23 protein-coding genes are annotated in these 20,266 nt (G+C 72.5%); 14 read left to right on the forward strand and 9 right to left on the reverse strand.

The annotated features are described in order from the left end of the window. Positions 1-36: 36 nt before the first annotated feature. Positions 37-2,010 (forward strand): DUF5107 domain-containing protein, encoded by a 1,974-nt coding sequence (locus AB0B50_RS05015; RefSeq protein WP_362325729.1) that lies wholly within the window; start codon positions 37-39, stop codon positions 2,008-2,010. Positions 2,011-2,085: 75 nt separating this feature from the next. Here the strand turns inward: AB0B50_RS05015 and AB0B50_RS05020 are convergent, their stop codons facing one another. From AB0B50_RS05020 to AB0B50_RS05040, 5 genes are all read right to left on the reverse strand, one after another. Then, a complete protein-coding gene (locus AB0B50_RS05020) occupies positions 2,086-3,390 on the reverse strand; it encodes an amidohydrolase (protein ID WP_362325732.1) in 1,305 nt (434 codons plus the stop codon). 35 nt (positions 3,391-3,425) lie between these two features. Then, positions 3,426-4,718 (reverse strand): amidohydrolase family protein, encoded by a 1,293-nt coding sequence (locus AB0B50_RS05025; RefSeq protein ID WP_362325735.1) that lies wholly within the window; start codon positions 4,716-4,718, stop codon positions 3,426-3,428. A gap of 168 nt (positions 4,719-4,886) precedes the next feature. Continuing rightward, positions 4,887-5,654 (reverse strand): GntR family transcriptional regulator, encoded by a 768-nt coding sequence (locus AB0B50_RS05030; protein ID WP_362325738.1) that lies wholly within the window; start codon positions 5,652-5,654, stop codon positions 4,887-4,889. A gap of 55 nt (positions 5,655-5,709) precedes the next feature. Then, entirely contained in the window at positions 5,710-6,063 is a 354-nt protein-coding gene (locus AB0B50_RS05035; protein WP_362325741.1) for a VOC family protein, read from the reverse strand. A 59-nt stretch (positions 6,064-6,122) separates the two neighbouring features. After that, positions 6,123-6,461: a deoxyxylulose-5-phosphate synthase gene (locus AB0B50_RS05040; protein ID WP_362325744.1), complete on the reverse strand. Its 339-nt coding sequence runs from the start codon at positions 6,459-6,461 to the stop codon at positions 6,123-6,125. Positions 6,462-6,580: 119 nt separating this feature from the next. Here AB0B50_RS05040 and AB0B50_RS05045 point away from each other — a divergent pair, with 119 nt between their 5' ends. Further along, on the forward strand, positions 6,581-6,997 hold the full coding sequence (locus tag AB0B50_RS05045) for a phage holin family protein (RefSeq protein ID WP_362325747.1): 417 nt from the start codon (positions 6,581-6,583) through the stop codon (positions 6,995-6,997). 87 nt (positions 6,998-7,084) lie between these two features. On the opposite strand, the gene AB0B50_RS05050 is transcribed toward AB0B50_RS05045, so the two are convergent. The 3 genes from AB0B50_RS05050 to AB0B50_RS05060 all read right to left on the reverse strand — a co-directional run bounded on the left by AB0B50_RS05050 (position 7,085) and on the right by AB0B50_RS05060 (position 9,840). Further along, positions 7,085-7,633, reverse strand: coding sequence for a hypothetical protein (locus AB0B50_RS05050; RefSeq protein WP_362325750.1), 549 nt, complete (start codon positions 7,631-7,633; stop codon positions 7,085-7,087). A gap of 109 nt (positions 7,634-7,742) precedes the next feature. Next, positions 7,743-8,840, reverse strand: a complete 1,098-nt coding sequence (locus AB0B50_RS05055; protein ID WP_362325753.1) for an enolase C-terminal domain-like protein — start codon at positions 8,838-8,840, stop codon at positions 7,743-7,745. A 40-nt stretch (positions 8,841-8,880) separates the two neighbouring features. Beyond that, the gene (locus tag AB0B50_RS05060; RefSeq protein WP_362325756.1) at positions 8,881-9,840 is read right to left on the reverse strand and encodes an LLM class F420-dependent oxidoreductase; all 960 of its coding nucleotides are present in this window, start codon (positions 9,838-9,840) and stop codon (positions 8,881-8,883) included. A gap of 190 nt (positions 9,841-10,030) precedes the next feature. On the opposite strand from AB0B50_RS05060, the gene AB0B50_RS05065 reads away from it, so the two are divergent. Both AB0B50_RS05065 and AB0B50_RS05070 read left to right on the forward strand, forming a co-directional pair. After that, on the forward strand, positions 10,031-11,404 hold the full coding sequence (locus AB0B50_RS05065) for an NAD(P)/FAD-dependent oxidoreductase (protein ID WP_362325759.1): 1,374 nt from the start codon (positions 10,031-10,033) through the stop codon (positions 11,402-11,404). After that, positions 11,397-13,244: a transketolase gene (locus tag AB0B50_RS05070; protein WP_362325762.1), complete on the forward strand. Its 1,848-nt coding sequence runs from the start codon at positions 11,397-11,399 to the stop codon at positions 13,242-13,244. The genes AB0B50_RS05065 and AB0B50_RS05070 overlap by 8 nt, the downstream gene beginning before the upstream one ends. A 6-nt stretch (positions 13,245-13,250) precedes the next feature. On the opposite strand, the gene AB0B50_RS05075 is transcribed toward AB0B50_RS05070, so the two are convergent. Beyond that, positions 13,251-13,793, reverse strand: coding sequence for a hypothetical protein (locus tag AB0B50_RS05075; RefSeq protein ID WP_362325765.1), 543 nt, complete (start codon positions 13,791-13,793; stop codon positions 13,251-13,253). 187 nt (positions 13,794-13,980) lie between these two features. On the opposite strand from AB0B50_RS05075, the gene ligD reads away from it, so the two are divergent. The 10 genes from ligD (at position 13,981) to AB0B50_RS05125 (ending at position 20,233) form a co-directional block, all read left to right on the forward strand. Continuing rightward, the gene (ligD, locus tag AB0B50_RS05080) at positions 13,981-14,958 is read left to right on the forward strand and encodes a non-homologous end-joining DNA ligase (RefSeq protein ID WP_362325768.1); all 978 of its coding nucleotides are present in this window, start codon (positions 13,981-13,983) and stop codon (positions 14,956-14,958) included. 66 nt (positions 14,959-15,024) lie between these two features. Next, the gene (locus AB0B50_RS05085) at positions 15,025-15,381 is read left to right on the forward strand and encodes a gas vesicle protein (RefSeq protein WP_362325771.1); all 357 of its coding nucleotides are present in this window, start codon (positions 15,025-15,027) and stop codon (positions 15,379-15,381) included. A 67-nt stretch (positions 15,382-15,448) separates the two neighbouring features. Further along, a complete protein-coding gene (locus AB0B50_RS05090) occupies positions 15,449-15,874 on the forward strand; it encodes a gas vesicle structural protein GvpA (RefSeq protein ID WP_362325774.1) in 426 nt (141 codons plus the stop codon). Continuing rightward, positions 15,874-16,614: a GvpL/GvpF family gas vesicle protein gene (locus tag AB0B50_RS05095; protein WP_362325777.1), complete on the forward strand. Its 741-nt coding sequence runs from the start codon at positions 15,874-15,876 to the stop codon at positions 16,612-16,614. Before AB0B50_RS05090 ends, AB0B50_RS05095 begins: the two co-directional genes overlap by 1 nt. Positions 16,615-16,618: 4 nt before the next feature. Further along, on the forward strand, positions 16,619-16,858 hold the full coding sequence (locus AB0B50_RS05100; protein WP_362325780.1) for a gas vesicle protein GvpG: 240 nt from the start codon (positions 16,619-16,621) through the stop codon (positions 16,856-16,858). 3 nt (positions 16,859-16,861) lie between these two features. Continuing rightward, entirely contained in the window at positions 16,862-17,620 is a 759-nt protein-coding gene (locus AB0B50_RS05105; RefSeq protein WP_362325783.1) for a hypothetical protein, read from the forward strand. After that, positions 17,613-18,833, forward strand: a complete 1,221-nt coding sequence (locus AB0B50_RS05110) for an SRPBCC family protein (protein WP_362325787.1) — start codon at positions 17,613-17,615, stop codon at positions 18,831-18,833. The genes AB0B50_RS05105 and AB0B50_RS05110 overlap by 8 nt, the downstream gene beginning before the upstream one ends. Next, the gene (locus AB0B50_RS05115; protein WP_362325790.1) at positions 18,830-19,192 is read left to right on the forward strand and encodes a gas vesicle protein; all 363 of its coding nucleotides are present in this window, start codon (positions 18,830-18,832) and stop codon (positions 19,190-19,192) included. Before AB0B50_RS05110 ends, AB0B50_RS05115 begins: the two co-directional genes overlap by 4 nt. Continuing rightward, positions 19,173-20,048 (forward strand): GvpL/GvpF family gas vesicle protein, encoded by an 876-nt coding sequence (locus tag AB0B50_RS05120; protein ID WP_362325793.1) that lies wholly within the window; start codon positions 19,173-19,175, stop codon positions 20,046-20,048. Before AB0B50_RS05115 ends, AB0B50_RS05120 begins: the two co-directional genes overlap by 20 nt. Further along, a complete protein-coding gene (locus tag AB0B50_RS05125) occupies positions 20,045-20,233 on the forward strand; it encodes a gas vesicle protein (protein WP_362325796.1) in 189 nt (62 codons plus the stop codon). Before AB0B50_RS05120 ends, AB0B50_RS05125 begins: the two co-directional genes overlap by 4 nt. The last annotated feature ends 33 nt before the right edge of the window (positions 20,234-20,266 follow it).

The raw sequence follows: 20,266 nt of genomic DNA on the forward strand, positions 1-20,266 counted from the left end.
GGCACCCTCTGGTCGGCGCCGCGGTGAACGTGTTCCATGGTGATCGTGAAGACCACCGTGCGACGCGACGTACTGACCCTGCCCGCCGCCGAGTCGGGGCCCGAGAACCCGCTGCCGCCGCTGCTGCCGCTGCGCGCCGTCCACACCCTGGACGAGCGCGACAAGGAGGGACTGCCGCGCGACATGGCCCGGCAGCTCGGGTACGAACCGCTGCGCTCCCCGCTGCCCACCCGGGTCCTCGACGGGTACGGGCGCGAGCGCACCGAGACCCGGCTCGACGTGATCGTCGTCGAGAACGACCGGCTGCGCGCCACGGTCCTGCCCGGGTACGGCGGACGCGTCCACTCCCTCTTCCACAAGCCGACCGGGCGTGAACTGCTCTACCGCAACCCGGTGTTGCAGCCCGCCGCGTTCGCGCTCAACGGCGCCTGGTTCTCCGGCGGCATCGAGTGGAACATCGGCGCCACCGGCCACACCACCCTGTCCTGCGCGCCCGTGCACGCCGCCCGTGTGGCCGGGCCCGACGGCGGCGAGATGCTGCGCCTGTGGGAGTGGGAGCGGCTGCGCGACCTGCCCTTCCAGGTGGACCTGTGGCTGCCCGAGGGCTCCGACTTCCTGCACGTCGGCGTCCGGATCCGCAATCCGCACGAGAGGTCCGCCCCCGTCTACTGGTGGTCGAACATCGCGGTGCCCGACGAGCGCAGGGTGCTCGCCCCCGCCGACGAGGCCTGGCGCTTCGCCTACCCCGGCGGGCTGAGCAAGGTGCCCGTGCCGGAGTACGACGGCGCCGACCGCACCTACCCGAGGCGCAGCGAGTACCCCGCCGACTACTTCTACGACGTGCCGGACGGCGAGCGGCGGTGGATCGCCGCGCTCGACGAGGAAGGGCACGGCCTCGTCCAGACCTCCACCGACCTGCCGCGCGGCCGCAAGCTCTTCCTCTGGGGAACGGGCACCGGCGGACGCCGCTGGCAGGAGTGGCTCACCGAGCCGGGCACCGGCGGCTACGCGGAGATCCAGTCGGGCCTCGCGCGCACCCAGCTCGAACACGTACGCCTGGACGCCGAGGCCGAATTCAGCTGGCTGGAGTCGTACGGGCCGCTGTCGGCGCCCGCGGACCGCGTGCACGGCGACTGGGCGGGCGCGCGCGGCGAGGTGGCGGCCCGGCTCGCGGACGCGCTGCCGAGGGACGCGGTCGACGCCGCGTACGAGGCGTGGCTGGCCCGCGCCGACGCCGAGCCCGGCGAGGTGCTCGCCGTGGGCTCGGGCTGGGGCGCGCTCGAAGTCCTGCGCGCCGAGTACAAGTTGCCGGGCACGCCCTTCGACGCGTCGACGCTCGGCCCCGAACAGGCGCCGTGGGTCGAGCTGTTGCAGACCGGCGCGGTGCCCGAGCCGCGCAAGGTCGTGCCGCCGGGGTCGACGCTGGTCGCGCCGCACTGGCGGGACATGCTGGAGACCGCGCCCGCGCGACCGCTCGCCGAGTACCACCTGGGCATCGCGCAGTGGCACGCGGGCGACCGGGCGCAGGCGGTGCGCAGCTGGGAGCGGGGCCTGGAACTGGCGCCCTCGCGCTGGCCTTTGCTGCGCTGCCTCGCCGTCGCCGACCACGCGGAGGGCAACACGGAGCGGGCCGCCGACCGGTACGCGGAAGCCTTCGACGACCTGTGCCAGGAGCGGCGCGACGACGGCGTCGTCTGGACGGCGGCGACGGCGGCGCTCGGCGCGGAGGCCATCACGGCGCTGCTCGACGCGCGCCGTCCGGAGGCGGCCCGCACGGTCTGGGAGCGGCTGCACGAAGCGACACGCGAAGAGGGCCGCTTCAGGCTCCTTGAGGCTCAACTCCTCTACGCAGAGGGTGACATGGCAGCGGTGCGTGCCGTCTTCGAGTCCGGCTTCGAGGCGGCGGACCTCCGCGAGGGCGCGGAGGAGCTCGGCGACCTGTGGGCGGCGGCGACGGGCGAGGAGATACCGGAGCGGTACGACTTCAGGATGCGGCCGCCGCAAGGGTGAGGTGAGGGGGTGCCGGCCCTGTGCGTGCCGGCCCTGTACGTGCAGGCCTGTGCGCGCCGGCGCCCCCGTGTCACGTCAGACCAGCTCGCCGTCCCGCGCCACCACGCGGCCGCCGTGCACCACGAGATCCCGCTGCGGCATGTCCACCACGACCTGGGGCACGCACTCGGCCCGCGCGAGGACGAAGTCGGCGGGTGCTCCGGGCGTGAAGTCCGCGCGGCGCAGGCCCATCACGTCCGAGCCGCCGTGCGCGCCCACGTGGAAGCAGTCCGTCAGCTCTTCGTCGAGGCGTACGTCGGTGACCCAGCCGAGGATGTGCGTGCGGTGGAACATGTCCGCGTTGCCGAACGGGCTCCACGCGTCGCGCACCCCGTCCGAGCCGAGCCCGACCCGCACCCCGTGCTCCTGGAGCTTCGCGATGGGCAGGACCAGTGACTCGTTCGGCGCGACGGTCGTCAGGGAGATGTTCAGGTCGCCCAAGTCGGCGGCCATCCGGCCCAGTTCGGTGTCGGACAGGTTCGGCAGACAGAAGACATGGCTGACCGTGACCTTGCCGCGCAGCGACAGCGCGCGGGTGCGGTCGATGATGGCGCGAAGGACCTCGGTGCCCTTCTCGTCGCGGTCGTGCAGATGGATGTCCACGCCGATGCCGTGCCGGTCCGCGAGGTCGAAGACCAGGTCGAGCTGCTCGTCCATCGCGTGGTCGAAGCTGATCGGGTCGATGCCGCCGATGTGGTCGACGAGGCCGGAGCGGGCCGCCTCCTCCAGGAGCTCGGCCGTGCCGGGCGTGCGGACCACGCCGTGCTGCGGGAACGCCACGATCTGGACGTCGAGCGCGTGCTTCAGCCGCTTGCGCGCCGCGGCGACCCCTTCGAGGCCCGCCAGGTCGTAGGCAGGGGCCACGTCCGCGTGGGCCCGCATCGCGCGCGTGCCGCGGGTCACGGCGTGCGCCATCAGGCCGTACGCGCGCTCGCCGACCGTGCGGGACTGGCTCTTGAACAGCTCCACGTCCTGGGCGACGTAGTCGGCGATGCCGCTCGCGGGCTTCCGCGTGATCCAGTCGCCGCCCCACGTCGTCTTGTCGGGGTGGATGTGGGCGTCCACGAGGGAGGGCAGCGCGATGCGGCCGCCGCCTTCGACGACGTCCGTGCCCTTGGGAGCGGGCCGGTCCGAGATCCGTCCGTCGACGACCGTGAGGTCCACGGGCTTCTTGGCGCCGAGCGGGCGTACGTTCCTGAAGACCACGGTCTTGGAGCGGTGCCGGTCGCCGTGCTCGCCGCGGTCGTCGCGGTCGCGGGTGTCGGCGTACGCGGTCGTGGCGCCGGTGCCGGCGATGGCCGCGGCGCCTGCGAGCACACCGCGGCGGGACAGCGGGGTCATGGGTACTCCTTCAGTGAGTGGCGGGTGGTCGGTGATCAGAGCGCGATGCCCGAACGCACCACGCGCACGGGCTTCTTGAGGACGCTCACGTCGGCCAGCGGGTCGCCGTCCAGGAGGATCGCGTCACCGGCGAAGCCGCGCGCGAGACGCCCCGCGCGGCCCTGAAGTCCCAGGAGGCGCGCGGCACTTGTGGTGGCGGTGCGGATGGCGTCGAGGGCGGGCAGTCCCGCCTCGCGCATCAGCTCCACCTCGCGGCCGATCGGCTTGACCTTGCCGCCGGAGGAGTCCGTGCCCGCGGCAAGCGGCACGCCGAGCTCGTGGGCGGCGAGCACCGCGCGCTCGAGGACCGGCAGATAGGTGCGGCCGCGCTCGGCGAGCACCGGGTCGGAGGACTCGGCGAGGCCGGCGATCGCGGTGAGGGTCGGGGTGAAGTACGTTTCCCTGCGCCGCATCTCGCGCAGCGTACGCTCGCCGACGAACACGCCGTGCTCCAGCGAGCGGATGCCCGCCATGACCGCGTCGTGGCAGCCCTTCTCGCTGTAGCTGTGGCAGAGGACGCCCTTGCCGCCGCGCTTGGCGGCCGCGACGACGGCGGACAGCTGCTCGCGGTCGTACACCTGGGCCAGCGGGTCCTGCTCGGGGAGCCCCGCGCGTTCGTTGACGCGGGTCTTGATCACGTCGGCGCCCCGGGCGAGGTTGATCTCGACGACGCGGCGCAGCGCCTCGGGGGAGCGGACGCCGTCGCGGAGCTTCGCGAGCGGGGTCAGGTCGGGGTCGGCGAGGATCGTGTCGCCGAGGTCGGGCGTGACGAAGACGCCGGCGGCGCGCAGGCGGGGGGCGAGGTGCGGGGCCTGGCGGGCCAGCTCCCGTACGGCGATGTCCTGGTAGAAGTTGGTCGAGCCGCTGCGGGCGCTGGTGGCGCCGTGGAGCACGGCGTCCCGTGCCTCGGCGGCGGTGTTGAGGTGGATGTGCGACTCGACGAGCCCCGGCAGGACCCAGCGGCCGTGCGCGTCGAGCACCTCCATGCCTTCGGGCACCCGGATCTTCCCCCGCCGTCCCGCGGCACGGACGACCCCGCCCGCGATGACGACCACGGCGTCCTCGGTGACCTCGCCCGTCGCGGGGTCGAGAAGGGTACCGCCCTCGATGACCAGGTCACCGCCGAGGCCGAGGCCGTGGCCGCCGCCGTCACCGGAGCCGCCCGCCGCGGAGGCGCGGGGCGCGGTGGCGGAGAGGACGGCCGTGGTCCCCGCGAGCGCGGCCGCACCGGCGAGGATCCCGCGCCGGGTGAGCCGGGAGGGAGGGGGCGGGGTGTTCTCGACGCACATCGGGCGACTCCTGGGGAGAAAGAGCGGAGGAGAGACGTCCGCCAGTTTGTATACCAAGTGAAGGGAGCCTGCAAGAGTGGCTGGAGACAGTCGGGGATATTGCGGGGCAAACCCTGGAAAGTGATCAGGCTTCGAGGGTTTTGGTATACAGAGTGGACGCCGACGGGGTCAGCGCTCCCCGTTCTCCCCGTTCTCCCCGTTCTCCCGGTTCTCCCGGTTCTCCCGGTTCTCCCGGTTCTCTCCGTTCTCCCCGTCCTCGCCGGGCCCCTCGAAGAGCGACCGTAGGGCCACCGTCTGGCTGTCCCGTACGTGAAGCAGGGTGATGGCCGCGGCCGTCTCCTCGTCGCCCGTCGCGATGCGGTCGTGGATGAGGCGGTGCTGGGAGCGCATGTGGGCCGGTTCCGCGCGGATGCCGAAGAGGAGCTGGAGCTGCCAGCTCAGCTGGTCCATCGTGCGGGCGAGGAGCGGGTTGCCGGAGAGGGCGACGATGCCCTCGTGGAACGCGGTGTGCGCGGCGACCTCGCGCGGCCCGTCGTCCGCGTCCGACGCCTGCTCGGCGTGGTCCAGGGTGGCCCGGAGCGCGGCCAGGCCCGGCGGCTCCTCCGGTGCGCACTGCGCCACCCGGCGCGCCGCGAGCCGCGACGCCTGGACGGCCAGGGGTTCCCACACCTCGTACAGATGACGTACGTCGTCACGGTCCAGGCGGCGCACCCGGACGCCGCTGTGGGGGAGGAGTTCGAGCAGGCCCTCGGCGACCAGCGAGCGCAGTGCCTCGCGGACCGGGACGCGGGACATCCGCAGCTCCTCGGCGACCTCGCGTTCCACGAGGCGCGCGCCGAGTGCGTAGCGCCGGTCGACGATCCGCTGCCGGACGGCCTCGCGCGCCTGGGCGCTCAGCGACGTCCGTTCCCCGCCGCCCGCCGTGTTGCCTGCCACGTGCACCGTCCTCCGTTCCGGCCGGGGCCCGCTGCCCCGCCGTGGAGGATACGGGTCAGGTCGCGGGGCGGCGGTCCACGTACTCGAAGACGGAGCCGTCCGGGTGCAGCGCCATGAGGCTGCGGCCCGCGGGCGTGGGCAGCGGGCCCGCGATGATCTGGGCCCCGGAGGACTTCAGGACCGCGTCCGCCTCGTCCACGTCCTGCACCGCGATGGTCGCCGAGATCTTGCGGAGCACGTCGAGTTCCTTCGCGGGACCGCTCATCAACAGGAAGCAGCCGACCGCGGCGACGGACACGCCCCCGCGCTCGAAGCGCATCGCCTTGCCGCCCGCAAGCCGTTCGTAGAACGCGACGGAGGACTCCAGGTCCTCGACGCAGATGCGCAGTGTGGTTCCGAGGATCTCCATAGCCGGAAAGCTTTCATGATTGACCGCTCCGTCGCCACCGCCCCGGGAGAATCGGGGAATCACCGCCAGGGATCGGCCTCCGCGAGCACTTCGGCGAGCGGGCGGCCGGTGCGTGCGGCGACCTCTTCGCGGTCACGGACCTCGCGCATGGTCCGGGGCCGGTAGCCGGGGCCGTCGCCGCAGCAGCGGCACGCGGGGTGGAAGCGGAGTCCGGCGTCGAGGACGGCCGCGAGTGCCTGCCAGGCGTCGGTGTCGCGGCGGGGCGGCACCGCGAGCTGTTCGCCCGCGTCGATCATCGGCGCCGCGCAGGACGGACACGGACTCGGCCCGGTGCTCTCGCGCTTGAAGCCCTGGCGGCAGTCCAGGCACACGTAGTGGGTCCGCATGATCAGTGGCATGGCCGCACTCTACGGAGCATGTCCCTTTGCGCTCCACGGAGTTTGCCGGGTGGTGGGGTGGGGTGCGGTGCGATGCGGTACGCCGTTACGACGTCCCCGGCCGCGGGTACCCGGGCGCCATGACTGGTCCCGAGAACCCTCTGACCGGACTCGACAAGTCCCTGACCGACGAACTGGTCCGGGCGATCCGCGCCGAGCTGCGCGAGGAACTCCGCGAGCAGACCAAGAGGCAGCGCCGCAAGGCCACGCTGTACGCGGCCTCCGGTGCCGCGGCCCTCTACGCGGGCGCCGCGGTCGCCCTGGCGCTCGGCCTCGCCCTGGCACTCGGCATGCCGGACTGGGCGGCGGCCCTCGTTGTCGCCGTGCTGTTCGGTGTCGCGGCGCTGTTGCTGCGCAATGCGGCACGGCCGCGGGGCGCCCGCGATTTTGCGGTGCGGACGGATACGGCGATGCAGTCCGACCCCTCGGGCATGGGACTCGGCGTCCCCGCGCCCCCGCCGATGCCGCCTGCCTCGCCGGGCTCCAAGGAGTCCTGACCGGCGGGGGCAGTTCGTTCTGACTGCGCGGGTCGGGTGCGGCTGTTCGCGCGGCTCCCCGCGCCCCTTACGGGCGCCTGAATACCCTCACGCCGTTGCCGCCACGCCACCACCCCACCCCGTGACCCCCACCACCTCCTTCGCGATGTCCGTCAGCGCGCGGTCGTCCGTGGGGATGCGGTGGGCGTCGGGTGCCGCGTGTTCGTCCAGGTGGCGGGACATGAACCTGCTGCGGCGCAGCTGCTGTTCGAGTTCCGAGCCCAGTTCGCGCGCCCGCAGACGCGCCTCGATCGTGGCGTCCGTCGCGGTGAGGGGGACACGGATGACGCGCGGCCCGTCCAACGCCTCGGTGAAGAGCCACTCCTCGCTGCCGAGCACGCTCGCCGTGTTCGTGTAGACGAGCCGACGGCAGCCCAGCTCCGTGTAGTTGGCCCAGATCGCCGCGAGGTTGCGCACGGTGATCCCCGAGCGGTCGGGGTCGCCCGGCGGCGTCGGGTGCACGGCGTCCAGGAGGTCGCCCTCGATCATCGCGTGGCCGACGTCGGCCGCCCGCAGCTGTGCGGCGACCTCCCAGCCGACCGACGACTTGCCGACCCCCGAGCGGCCCCCGATGAGCAGTACTTCAGCTTTCCCCATGGGCATGAGGGGGAGCCTGGCAGGCGATCAGGCCTGTACGCGACCGGGTTTCACATGTCACCGGGTTTCACACGACCCGGACCTTTCGCACGACCGCGACCACGGCCTTTCACACGACCCGGAACTCCGCCACCTCGTCCGTCCGCAGACGCAGCCCGTGCCCGATGCCGGCGTCCGGGCGGACCACGCCCCCGGTCGGGTCGAGCGCGCCGTCGAAGAACATCGACTCGATCCGGACGTGGTCGTGGAACCACTCGATGTGCCGCAGGTTCGGCACGCACGCGGCGACCGCGGCATGCGCGTGCGGCGCGCAGTGCGCCGAGACCTCCAGGCCGTGCGCCTGCGCGAGGGCCGCCGCGCGCAGCCACTCCGTGAGGCCGCCGCAGCGCGTCGCGTCCACCTGCAGGCAGTCGACCGAGGGGATCATGCGGGCGAAGTAGGGAAGGTCGTATCCGTACGCGCCCGCCGTCACGTCGCACACGAGCGCGTCCCTGATCAGGGCGAGCCCCCGCAGGTCGTCGGAGGACACCGGCTCCTCGAACCAGCCCACGCCGTGCTCCGCGAGCACCCGGCCCACACGCACCGCCTGCTTGCGGGTGTAGCCGCCGTTCGCGTCGACGTACAGCTCGGCCTGCGGGCCGATCACGTCGCGCGCGGTGCGGACCCGGGACACGTCACGCGAGGCCGCCCGGCCCCACGCCTCGCCGACCTTGATCTTGACGCGGGGGATGCCCTGCCCGTGCACCCAGCCGTTCAGCTGCGCCGCCAGATGCGTGTCGTGGTACGTGGTGAAGCCGCCGCTGCCGTAGACGGGGACCTCGTCGCGGGCCGCCCCGAGGAGGCGCACGAGAGGGAGTTCGAGCAGGCGCGCCTTGAGGTCCCACAGGGCGATGTCGACCGCGGAGATCGCGCACGAGGCGGCTCCGGGGCGGCCGGTGTCGCGGACCGCCTTCGTCATCGCGTCGTGCGCGGCGGGGATGTCGAGGGCGTCGCGGTCGGCGACGGCGGGGGCGAGCTGCTCCTCGACCAGGGCGGCGACGGAGGCGGGGGCGTAGGTCCAGCCGGTGCCCGTCGCGTCGCCCGCCGTGATCTCGGCGACGACGATCGTCGTGGCGTCCCAGGCGAAGGTGCCGTCGGCCTCGGGGCCGTCCGCGGGCACCGTGTACGCGGAGACGGCGGGCCGTTCGAGGGGAACTTCGTGCTTCATCTGGGTGTCTTTCCTCGGTCTGCTTTCTCTCTTTCCTCGGTCACTGGTCCTGGACCTGCGGCAGCACCTTCGTGCGGTAGAAGTCGAAGAAGCTCCGCTGGTCCGGGCCGATCTGACCGACGTACACCCGGTCGAACCCGGCGTCGGTGAACGCGGTCAGCGCCGCCACGTGCTCGTCCACGTCGTCGCCGCAGGTGAAGGAGGCCGCCGCGAGGTCGTCGGTGAGCAGCGGGTCGAGCTGCTCGAAGTGGCGTGGTGTGGGCAGGAGTTGGCCCATCTCGCCCGGCAGCAGCCGGCTGCCCCACAGCTCGCGCGCCTGGCGCACCGCCGCGTCGCGGTCCGGGCCGTAGCAGACCTTGAGGCCGCCGCTGACGGGCTTGGCGCCTCCGCCGCCCTTGCGGTAGCGGGTCACCAGCGTCTCGTCGGGCGTCATCGTCACGAAGCCGTCGCCGACGCGCGCCGCGAGCGCCGTCGCCTTGGGGCCGAAGCCGGAGACGTCGATGGGCACGGGCTCGTCCGGCACCGTGTACAGGCGGGCCTTCTCCACGGTGTAGTGCGTGCCCTGGTGGTTGACCTCCGCGCCGGTGAAGAGGTTCCGCATGATCTGGACCGCCTCCTCCAGCATCTCCAGGCGTACGTGGATCGGCGGCCACGGCCCGCCCAGGATGTGCTCGTTGAGCGCCTCGCCCGTGCCCACGCCGAGCCGGAAACGCCCGCCGGTCAGCACCGCGCCGGTCGCCGCGGCCTGCGCCACGACCGCCGGGTGCATCCGCACGGTCGGGCAGGTCACCGCCGTCTGGACGGGCAGCGACACCGCCTCGGTGAGCGCGCCGATCACCGACCAGACGAAGGGGCTCTGGCCCTGCGCCGCGTTCCACGGGTGGTAGTGGTCGGAGATCCACAGCGCCTCGAACCCGGCCTGTTCGGCCATGCGGGCCTGCTCGACCAGCTCCGCGGGGCCGAACTCCTCGGTCGCCAGGAAGTATCCGTACTCGGGCATGGGACGCACCTCCGATATGGCGTTCGGATCCGATATGGCGTTCGGGCCAGGACGGATACGACTGCGGGTAACCCCGAGTGGCGGGCACAAACGGTGCCCGCGCCGCGCGGGGAGCCGGTACCGACGGCCGGAGTTTGGCGCCCGCCGGGCAGGGGCACGCGGGAGGTTCCCACCCCGCCGGAGGGACACCGTGAGCCGACCTCGCATCGTCATCGTCGGAGCCGGATTCGCCGGCTACCGCACCGCACGCACCCTGTCCCGGCTGAGCCGGAACAAGGCCGACATCACCCTGCTCAACCCGACCGACTACTTCCTCTACCTGCCCCTGCTGCCCCATGTCGCCACGGGCGTCCTGGAGCCGCGCCGCGTCACCGTCTCGCTCTCCGGCACGCTGGCGCACGTACGCCTCGCGCTCGGCGAGGCCGACGGCGTCGACCTGGAGCGGCACACGGTGACGTACACCGACCCCGAGGGGCGGCGAGGCGAGCTGGCGTACGACCGCCTCGTGCTCGCTGTGGGCAGCGTCAACAAGCTGCTGCCGGTGCCCGGCGTCGCCGAGCACGCGCACGGCTTCCGCGGGATGCCCGAGGCGCTGTACCTGCGCGACCACATCACCCGGCAGATCGAACTGGCCACCGCCGCGCCCGACGCGGAGACCTGCCGGGCCCGCTGCACGTTCGTGGTCGTCGGCGCCGGCTACACCGGGGTCGAACTGGCCGCGCACGGAAGGCTGTTCACGGACGCCCTGGTGCGCAAGCGGCCGTTGCGGCAGGGCATACGGCCGCGCTGGCTGCTGCTCGACATCGCCGACCGCGTGCTGCCCGAACTCGACGTACGGCTCTCCACCACCGCCGACCGCGTGCTGCGGCGGCGCGGCGTCGCCGTACGCACCAGGACCTCCGTCAAGGAGGCCACCTCGGACGGTGTGCTCCTGGACGACGGGGACTCCGTCGACACGCGCACGCTGGTCTGGTGCGTCGGCGTGCGGCCCGACCCGCTCGTCGAGGGCCTCGACCGGCCCCTGGAGTGGGGGCGGCTGCTCGTCGACCCTTACCTCCAAGTGCCGGGCCACCCCGAGGTGTTCGCCTGCGGGGACGCCGCGGCCGTGCCCGACCTGCACAGGCCGGGCCAGTACACGTCCATGACCGCGCAGCACGCCTGGCGCCAGGGCGCGACGGCGGGCCGCAACGTCGCCGCGTCCCTCGGCGTCGGCACCCGGAGCTCCTACCGCCACCGCGACCTGGGCTTCACCGTGGACCTCGGCGGTGTCCAGGCCGCCGCCAACCCGCTCGGCCTGCCCCTTTCGGGACCGCTCGCCGGTGCCGTCACGCGCGGCTACCACCTGGCGGCGATGCCCGGCAACCGTGTGCGGGTCGCCGCGGACTGGCTCCTGGACGCCGTACTGCCGCGCCAGGCCGTGCAGTTGGGCCTGGTCCGCTCGTGGTCCGTGCCGCTGGACACCGCGTCGCCGGAGGTGGCCCGGGTGCCGGGCGCGCCACGGCAGGAGCCGCACGCGAAGGAGGAGCCCCGTGAGCGACCGGAAAAGGAGGACCCCCATGAGTGACAGTGAACTCGACATCCTGGCCCGGCAGTTGCGCGTCGACTCCGTCCGGGCCGCGGCCGCGGCGGGCTCCGGGCACCCCACCTCGTCGATGTCCGCCGCCGAACTGATGGCGGTGCTCATCGCCCGCCACCTGCGCTACGAGTTCGACCGTCCCGACCACCCCGGCAACGACCGCTTCATCCTCTCCAAGGGGCATGCGTCGCCGCTCCTGTACGCCGCGTACAAGGCGGCGGGGGCCCTCACCGACGAGGAGTTGCTGACCTTCCGCGACCGGGGCAGCCGCCTGGAGGGGCATCCGACGCCGCGCGCCCTGCCCTGGGTCGAGGTCGCCACCGGATCGCTCGGGCAGGGGCTGCCCGTCGGCGTCGGCATGGCCCTGTCCGGCAAGCGGCTCGACCGGATCCCTTACCGCGTCTGGGTGTTGTGCGGCGACAGCGAGCTGGCCGAGGGCTCCGTCTGGGAGGCCGCCGAGCACGCCGGGTACGAACACCTCGACAACCTCACCGCGATCGTCGACGTCAACCGCCTCGGCCAGCGCGGCCCGACCCGTCACGAATGGCATCTGAGCGCCTACGCCGACCGCTTCAAGGCATTCGGCTGGCACGTCGTCGAGACCGACGGGCACGACGCCGACGCCGTCGACCGTGCCTTCCAGGAGGCGGAATCCACGGCAGGGCAGCCCACCGTGGTCCTCGCCCGCACCGTCAAGGGCAAGGGCGTCGCGGCCGTCGAGAACCGCGAGGGACTGCACGGCAAGCCGCTGCCGGACGCGGATGCGGCCATCGCGGAGCTGGGCGGCGTACGCGACGTACGAGTGGAGGTGCGACGGCCCGCCGCCGCACGGACGATGCACGCGGTGCGCAGCGGACACCTCGAACTGCCGCGCCACGAAGTCGGCGACGCCGTCGCGACACGCACCGCCTTCGGCCAGGCGCTCGCCGCGCTCGGCACCGCGCGCGGCGACGTCGTGGCCCTGGACGGCGAGGTCGGCGACTCCACGCGGTCGGAGTACTTCGCCAAGGAGCACCCCGACCGCTTCTTCGAGTGCTACATCGCCGAGCAGCAACTCGTCGCCGCCGCCGTGGGGTTGGCGGCGCGCGGCTGGGTGCCGTACGCGTCGACGTTCGCGGCGTTCCTCACGCGCGCGTACGACTTCGTGCGGATGGCGGCGGTCAGTGGCGCCGACATCAACCTCGTCGGCTCGCACGCGGGCGTCGCGATCGGCCAGGACGGGCCCTCCCAGATGGGCCTGGAGGACCTGGCGATGTTCCGCGCGGTGCACGACTCCACGGTCCTGTACCCGTGCGACGCCCACCAGACGGGACGGCTCGTCGCGCGGATGGCGGAGCTCGACGGCGTTCGCTACCTGCGTACGTCGCGCGGGGACACGCCCGTCATCTACGGACCCGGCGAGGAGTTCCCGATCGGCGGCTCCAAGGTGCTGCGCGCCAGTGATGCGGACCGGCTGACCGTGGTCGCCGCGGGCGTGACCGTCCACGAGGCGCTGGCCGCCGCGGAGATGCTCGGCCGCGAGGGCATCGCGGTGCGGGTCGTCGACCTGTACAGCGTCAAGCCCGTCGACCGCGCCACGCTGCGCGAGGCGGCCGCGCGCACGGGCTGTCTGCTGACGGTCGAGGACCACCGGGCGGAGGGCGGCATCGGCGACGCGGTCATGGACGCCTTCGGCGACGGCAGGCCGACACCGCGCGTGGTACGGCTCGCGGTACGCACGATGCCCGGCTCGGCGACGCCCGCGGAGCAGCTGAGGTCCGCGGGAATCGACGCGGCCTCGATCGCCGCGGCGGCGCGGCTGCTGGTGGAGCGGGCGGTGGTGCGGTGAGCGGGGTCAGTGGTGTCGCGCCGCCCTGAACCAGGCGTTCGCGGCGGGACGGAACATCAGGGCCGTGGCCGTGAGCACGGCTGTCAGATGCAGCACGCGGCTCCCGCCGAACAGGACGTCCAGCACGCCCGCGTCCCTGACCGCGTCGCCGAGCCCATGGCCGTCGGCAAGCCAACGCACGGGCTCGACCACCAGGGACAGCGTGCCGAGGACACCGAGACCGCCGGCCAGCGTCAGCCGGGCCCAGTTCGCGCCGCGCCGCATCCGCACCGCGACCAGGACGGCCGCCGAGAACACCGCCATGCGCAGCAGCAGGCCGCTCACGAGTCCGCCGGTCGAAGCGTCGCCGTCGGCCACTGCACCGGCGACGGCGAGCACCGTCTCGAAGACGCCGGCCGCGACCGCCGTGAGCCAGAGGGCGAAGGCGGTTCTGACAGCGGGTGGAGCGGGTGGTTCGTCGGCCCCCGGATGCAGGCGGGGCAGCAGCCACGGCTCGTGGGGGCGAGGCCGCGGGCGCGGGGCGCGGTGCAGGTCGGGGCTGTGCGTCATGGCGGGCCTCACTGGTCGGTCCTTGCCGCGCGGGAGACGGACCCCCGGCGCGGGACGGCTGGTCGATACCCCCGATCCTTCCGGCCCCGCGGGCCCGCGGCACGCCCGCCAGGCCCCCACTTCGAGGTGGGGCCAGCCACCCCTCGGAGCACCGGCAAGTACCAGCAGAGATCGTGAAGGGAACCCCATGAACGACGTACGGACGGTTCGGGCCGGCCGTCGCACCGTGCAGCTGCACCGGCCGGAGAAGGTCCTCTTCCCGGCCCGTGACGACGACGGCGGCGGCAAGGACCGCACGACGAAGAACCTCACGACCAAGAAGGACCCCACGACCAAGGACCGCACGAAAGCGGATCTGTTCGACTACTACAGGGCCGTCGCCCCCTTCATGCTGCCCCACCTCCGCGGCCGCCCCCTGATGCTGGAGCGCCACCCCGACGGCCTCGACGGACCCCGCTTCATGCAGAAGGACACCCCCGACCACTACCCGGACTGGATCACCCGCGCCGAGGTCACCAAGCAGGGCGGCACCGTCACGCACACCGTGTGCGACGACACCGCGACGCTGCTCTTCCTCGCCGACCAGGCCTGCCTCACCCTGCACCGCTGGCTCTCCAGGGCGGGCCGGATCGACCGGCCCGACCGGCTGGTCTTCGACCTAGACCCGGCGAAGGACGACTTCGAGACCGTGCGGAACGCGGCCCGGCTCCTCGGTGAACTCCTCGACCACGTCGGCCTGGCGTCCGCTCTGATGACGACGGGCTCGCGCGGCCTGCACGTCGTCGTGCCGCTCAACGGCCACCACGACTTCGACGATGCCCGTGCCTTCGCCAAGGACGTCGCGGAGACCCTCGCGGCCGCCCACCCCGAGCGCCTCACCACCGCCGTCCGCAAGGAGGCCCGCGGCGACCGCCTCTATCTCGACGTGCAACGCAACGCGTACGCGCAGACCGCCGTCGCCCCCTTCTCCGTACGGTCCGTTCCGGGCGCCCCCGTGGCCGTGCCCCTCGCGTGGGAGCAGCTGGAGGACCCCGCGGTGCACGCCCGCCGCTGGACCATCGACGACGCCGTCGAGCAGGCCCGTACCGAACCGTGGGCCGGCGCCCTGCGCTCGGGACGCGCGCTCGGCCCGGCCCGCCGCAAGCTCCGGGCGCTGCGCGGCTGACGGCACGTCACAGGATCGACGAGGTTTGGCCAACGCCCACCAGGACACCCGGACCCGGAGGTGGCCATGGCGAATACGTCACGCAAGACCACAGACACAGACACAGACACGAGCAAAGCCACACAGCGGAACCACAGCGCGGACGAAGAGCTGCCCGGCCCCATGGTGGTGCTCCGGCACGCCCGCACCCAGCTCACCGAACTCACCGGCATGACGTCCGAATCGGTGTCGTCATTCGAACGCACCGATGACGGCTGGCTGTTGGAGATCGAGGTGCTCGAACTGGCCCGGGTCCCCGACACGATGAGCCTGCTCGCGAGCTACGAGGTGCGCCTCGACCCCCGCGGCGAGCTGACCGGCTACCGCAGGATCCGCCGCTACGAGCGGGGTCGTTCGGACGGGCAGGGCCCTGGCGGTCAGTAGGCCGCCCGGTTCCGCGTACGCACAGCACGCACACCCAAGCCATCACAGACAAGGAGGGACGTTCGGCATGACCGTTGTCCCGGCACAACAGTCCGGCGGCGGAGGCGGCACCAGTGGCCTGTACGACGTCGTGGAACTCATCCTCGACCGAGGCCTGGTCATCGACGCCTTCGTACGGGTCTCCCTCGTCGGCATCGAGATCCTCAAGGTCGACGTCCGTGTCGTCGTCGCGAGCGTCGACACGTATCTGCGGTTCGCCGAGGCGTGCAACCGCCTGGACCTGGAAGCGGGGCCGCACCGCAACCCCGGTCTGCCCGACCTGATGGGCGAACTCACCGAGTCCGGCGCCCGCGGCAAGTCGAAGGGCGCGCTCTCCGGCGCCGCCGAGACCATCTCGGACGCCTTCAAGCAGGCCCGTGAGGAAGGCCAGACGGAGGAACGGCCGAGGGCCCGCCGCTCCACCACCTCCCGCAGGAAGGAGGAGAAGGACTAGTGAGCACCTACATCTACGGCATCGCGAGCAGCTCGCACCCGGCGCTGCCCGACGGCATGGAGGGCATCGGCCGCCCGGCGTGCGTCGTGCGCGTCCTCAAGCAGGGCGAGCTCGCCGCGATCGTCAGCGACGCCCCCGACGACCTCAAGCCCAAGCGGCGCGATCTGCTCGCCCACCAGAACGTCCTGACCGAGGCGGGCGCGGCGGGCGCCGTGCTCCCGATGCGCTTCGGCAGCCTCGCCCCCGACGACGAGGCGGTCGCCACGGTCCTCGGCGAGCGGGCCGACCACTACGAGGAGCGCCTGCGCGCCCTCGACGGCAAGGTCGAGTACAACGTGAAGGCCACCCACAACGAACAGGCCGTGCTCCACCAGGTCCTCGCCGAGAACCCGGAGCTGCGCGCCATGGTGGAGGCCAACCAACGCCAGGGCGGCGGCAGTTACGAGCAGAAGCTGCAGCTCGGCGAGATGGTGAGCTCCACGGTGCGGGCCCGCGAGGCGAGCGACGCCGTCGAGGTGCGCCGCGCCCTGGAACCGGCCGCCGAAGCGGTCGGCGTGGGGCCCGAGGGCACCGGGTGGCTGGCCAACATCTCGTTCCTGGTGGACCGCGGGTCGGCGGACGGATTCCTCGGCGCGGTCGATGAACTCCGTTCCACGCAGCCCCACTTGGAGCTGCGGGTGCACGGTCCGCTGCCCCCGTACAGCTTCGTCGACCCGGGGCCCGCCGAACCCGCGGGGTGACGGCGTGGGACTGATCGGCGAAATTCTCCTGCTGCCGCTCGCCCCGGCCCGCGGCTCCCTCTGGGTGCTCAGACAAGTGATCACCGAGGCGGAACGGCAGTACTACGACCCCTCGGCCATCCGTCGTGAACTCTCCCTCCTCGAGGAACGCCTCGAGGCGGGCGAGATCGACGAGGCCGAATTCGAGCGCCGCGAGGACGAGCTCCTCGAGCGGCTGCAGCACAGGACAGAACAGGACTTCTGAGTGATGAACCGACTGGCAGTGGGCCTCGCCGTGGGCGCGGGGTACGTCCTGGGACGGACGAAGAAGGCGAAGTTCGCGTTCGCCGTGGGCACGATGGTGGCCGGCAAACGGCTGCAGCTGAGCCCGAAGGCACTGGCTTCGATGGTGACCCGACAGCTGGAGAACAACCCGCAGTTCAAGGAGATCGGCGACCAGTTGCGCCAGGATCTGCGGGGCGTGGGCAAGGCCGCGACGGGCTCCCTCGTGAACCGTCAGATGGAAGGCCTCGCCGACCGCCTGCACGAGCGCACCCTCGGCGTCCAGGACCGCCTCTCCGGCGTGGTGCCGGACGAGGTGAAGGGTGCGGCCGGGCGGAAGGACGAAGACGCGCACGAAGACGCGTACGAGGACGCGTACGAGGACGCGTACGAGGACGAGGGCGAGCTCGCCGAGGACAGCGAGCCCAAGGGCCGCCGGTCCGAGGGCCGGGGCTCCGAGGGGCGAAGCTCCGAGGGACGAAGCGTCGACGGCCGCGGCTCCGGTGACGCCGAGTCGGAGGAGTCGCCGCCGCGCAAGAAGGCTCCGCCGAAGAGGGCGTCGGCCCCCAAGGCAGCCCCCAAGGCGGCAGCCAAGAGCGCCCCGGCGAAGAAGGCTGCGGCGAAGAAGGCCCCGGCGAAGAAGACCGCCCAGAAGAAGTCCACCGCCGCGGCCCGCGGCACCGCCCGCAGGGCGACCTCGACGGCCCGCGCGGGACGGTCGAAGGGAGGCCGCGACCATGGCTGAGTCACCGCTGAAGGACATCACGCGCGGCCCGGCCGCCGACCGCCTGAAGGAGGAGGCGCAGGCCTACCTCATGGCCCAGGCCCAGCGCGTGCTCGTCGGCGTGGGCCACCGGCTCGGGGACGCCACCGTCAAGCTGAACGACATCGCGGACGGCAAGAGCCCCGGCTTCGGCAAGCTCGCCCTGGAGGCGGGCCGCAAGGTCGCGGAGGGCAAGGGCCCGGTGCGCGGCGCCCTGGAGCTGGGCGGCAGCCACCTCAAGGACTCCGTGAAGAACGCGTTCAAGAACATCGGCGGCAAGCGCAAGAAGGGCGGCGGGGGCCAGAAGCCCACGGTCATCCTGGAGTACGTCGACGTGGGCGTGCCGATCCGTGAGGCGTACGACCAATGGACCCAGTACCAGGAGTTCTCGACCTTCGCCAAGGGCGTCAAGGGCTCCACCGTGGCGAGCGACACGGACTCCGACTGGAAGCTCAAGGCCTTCTGGTCCAACCGCAGTTGGAAGGCGCACACCACCGAGCAGGTTCCCGACCAGCGCATCACATGGACGTCCGAGGGCGGCAAGGGCACGACGAAGGGCGTCGTCACCTTCCACCCGCTCGCCGAGAACCTCACCCGGGTGTTGCTGATCATCGAGTACTACCCGAAGGGCCTCTTCGAGAAGACCGGCAACATCTGGCGCGCGCAGGGCCGCAGGGCCCGCCTGGACCTCAAGCACTTCGCCCGGCACATCTCGCTGCGCGGCGAGGCGAGCGACGGCTGGCGCGGCGAGATCCGCGACGGCGAGGTCGTCCGCAGCCACGAGGACGCGGTGGCGGAGGAAGAGGAGGAGCGCGAGGGCCGGGACGAGCGGGACGAGGGCGAGCAGGACGCCCCCGAGGCCGAGGCGCACGAAGAGGACGAGCCGGAGGGCGAGTACGACGAGGACGAGGAGCGGGGCGAGGACGCCGGGGAGGAGCCCGAGGGCGAGTACGACGCCGAGGACGAGGCGGAGCCCGATCGCGACGCCGAAACCGATGCCGAAGCCGAGTACGAGGACGAAGCCGAAGCCGAGTACGAGGACGAGTACGAAGGCGAAGACGAGGCCGTTCGCGACGCCGAAACCGAAACCGAAACCGAAACCGACGCCGACTACGAGTACGAAGGCGAAGAGGACGCGGGGGAAGGAAAGCGCCGCGAGTACGCCGAGGCCGGCGGTGGGCGGGGCCGCCGATGACGGCGGCCCACGGCGGCCGGCTCCCCGACCCCTACGGGCGCGACGGCGGCGGAGCCAACCTCGCCGACATCCTTGAACGCGTCCTGGACAAGGGCATCGTCATCGCCGGCGACATCAAGATCAACCTGCTCGACATCGAACTGCTCACCATCAAGCTCCGCCTCGTCGTCGCCTCCATCGACAAGGCCAAGGAGATGGGCATCGACTGGTGGGAGGACGACCCCGCGCTCTCCTCGGGGGCGTGTCGCACCGAACTCTCCCGGGAGAACGCCGAGTTGAGGCAGCGCGTGGAGGAACTGGAGGAGCTGCAGGCCCTCGCGCCCGCCAAGAAGGAGACACGTGAGCGTCGCACACGATGAACTGCGTTATGTCTACGCGGTGTGCCGCCCGCCCACCGCACCGCTCGCCGCCGATCTCACCGGGGTCGGCGGCGTTCCGCCCAAACAGCTCTGCCACGAGGGCCTGGTCGCCCTGGTCGGCCCGGTGCCGGAGCGGGACTTCGCACAGGACGCGCTGCGCGCGCACCTGGAGGACCTGGACTGGCTCGCCGAGACGGCCCGCGCCCACCAGCGCGTGATCGCCGCGCTCGCCACCGTCACCTGCCCGCTGCCGCTGCGGCTCGCCACCGTCTTCCGGGACGACAGCGGCGTACGCGCCATGCTGGAGGACCAGGCGGAGCGTTTCGTGCGGGTCCTCGACCGGATCGAGGGGCGCGTCGAGTGGGGCGTGAAGGTCCACGTGGAGGGCGAGGCGGCGTCCGCGACGGGCCGTGCGGAGGAGCCGGCGCGGCGCGGGCCCCGCACGGGGCGCGACTATCTGCGCCAGCGACGTCGGCAGCGTGCGGCGCACGAGGAGGGCTGGGAGCGGGCCGAGGCCTTCGCCCGGCGCTTGCACGAGGAGCTCTCCTCGCACGCCGACGACGCCCGGCTGCACGCCCCGCAGAACGCGGCGCTGTCCCGGGCGTCGGGCCGCAACGTCCTCAACGCCGCCTATCTGGTGCCGCGTTCGCACTCCGAGGAGTTCGTCGAACTCGTCGACCGCACGAAGGACGAGGGGCGAGGGACGGACTGCCTGCGGGTGGAGCTGACGGGTCCGTGGGCGGCCTACTCCTTCACCGGTGACGACATCACCGAAGGCGCCGGTGACGAGAACGTCAAAGGCGCCGGTGACGACACCGTCACGGGCACCGGTGACGAGAGCGGAGGCGGCGCATGACCGTCGTCGAGCGTCGCGAGATCGCCCTGGTCGATCTGCTCGACCGCCTGCTCGCCGGCGGTGTCGTCATCGCGGGCGACATCACCCTGCGGATCGCGGACGTCGACCTCGTACGCATCGACCTCAACGCTCTGATCAGCTCGGTGAACGAACAAGTCCCTTCGCCCTGGCGGGAGATGGAGTGACCCGTGGACCGTGAACGCCCAGTGGACCGCGAA

Origin of the sequence: Streptomyces sp. NPDC041068 (genome assembly GCF_040647455.1) — a bacterium.
In the GTDB taxonomy this organism is placed as follows: domain Bacteria; phylum Actinomycetota; class Actinomycetes; order Streptomycetales; family Streptomycetaceae; genus Streptomyces.

Coding starts and splice junctions, on each gene's coding strand:
- AB0B50_RS05060 (WP_362325756.1), bottom strand. CDS start 9,840: ATGCCCGAGTACGGATACTTCCTGGCGACCGAGGAGTTCGGCCCCGCG.
- AB0B50_RS05045 (WP_362325747.1), top strand. CDS start 6,581: ATGACTGGTCCCGAGAACCCTCTGACCGGACTCGACAAGTCCCTGACC.
- AB0B50_RS05025 (WP_362325735.1), bottom strand. CDS start 4,718: ATGTGCGTCGAGAACACCCCGCCCCCTCCCTCCCGGCTCACCCGGCGC.
- AB0B50_RS05035 (WP_362325741.1), bottom strand. CDS start 6,063: ATGGAGATCCTCGGAACCACACTGCGCATCTGCGTCGAGGACCTGGAG.
- AB0B50_RS05020 (WP_362325732.1), bottom strand. CDS start 3,390: ATGACCCCGCTGTCCCGCCGCGGTGTGCTCGCAGGCGCCGCGGCCATC.
- AB0B50_RS05055 (WP_362325753.1), bottom strand. CDS start 8,840: ATGAAGCACGAAGTTCCCCTCGAACGGCCCGCCGTCTCCGCGTACACG.
- AB0B50_RS05110 (WP_362325787.1), top strand. CDS start 17,613: ATGGCTGAGTCACCGCTGAAGGACATCACGCGCGGCCCGGCCGCCGAC.
- AB0B50_RS05075 (WP_362325765.1), bottom strand. CDS start 13,793: ATGACGCACAGCCCCGACCTGCACCGCGCCCCGCGCCCGCGGCCTCGC.
- AB0B50_RS05070 (WP_362325762.1), top strand. CDS start 11,397: ATGAGTGACAGTGAACTCGACATCCTGGCCCGGCAGTTGCGCGTCGAC.
- AB0B50_RS05015 (WP_362325729.1), top strand. CDS start 37: ATGGTGATCGTGAAGACCACCGTGCGACGCGACGTACTGACCCTGCCC.
- AB0B50_RS05050 (WP_362325750.1), bottom strand. CDS start 7,633: ATGGGGAAAGCTGAAGTACTGCTCATCGGGGGCCGCTCGGGGGTCGGC.
- AB0B50_RS05105 (WP_362325783.1), top strand. CDS start 16,862: ATGAACCGACTGGCAGTGGGCCTCGCCGTGGGCGCGGGGTACGTCCTG.
- AB0B50_RS05090 (WP_362325774.1), top strand. CDS start 15,449: ATGACCGTTGTCCCGGCACAACAGTCCGGCGGCGGAGGCGGCACCAGT.
- ligD (WP_362325768.1), top strand. CDS start 13,981: ATGAACGACGTACGGACGGTTCGGGCCGGCCGTCGCACCGTGCAGCTG.
- AB0B50_RS05085 (WP_362325771.1), top strand. CDS start 15,025: ATGGCGAATACGTCACGCAAGACCACAGACACAGACACAGACACGAGC.
- AB0B50_RS05125 (WP_362325796.1), top strand. CDS start 20,045: ATGACCGTCGTCGAGCGTCGCGAGATCGCCCTGGTCGATCTGCTCGAC.
- AB0B50_RS05115 (WP_362325790.1), top strand. CDS start 18,830: ATGACGGCGGCCCACGGCGGCCGGCTCCCCGACCCCTACGGGCGCGAC.
- AB0B50_RS05040 (WP_362325744.1), bottom strand. CDS start 6,461: ATGCCACTGATCATGCGGACCCACTACGTGTGCCTGGACTGCCGCCAG.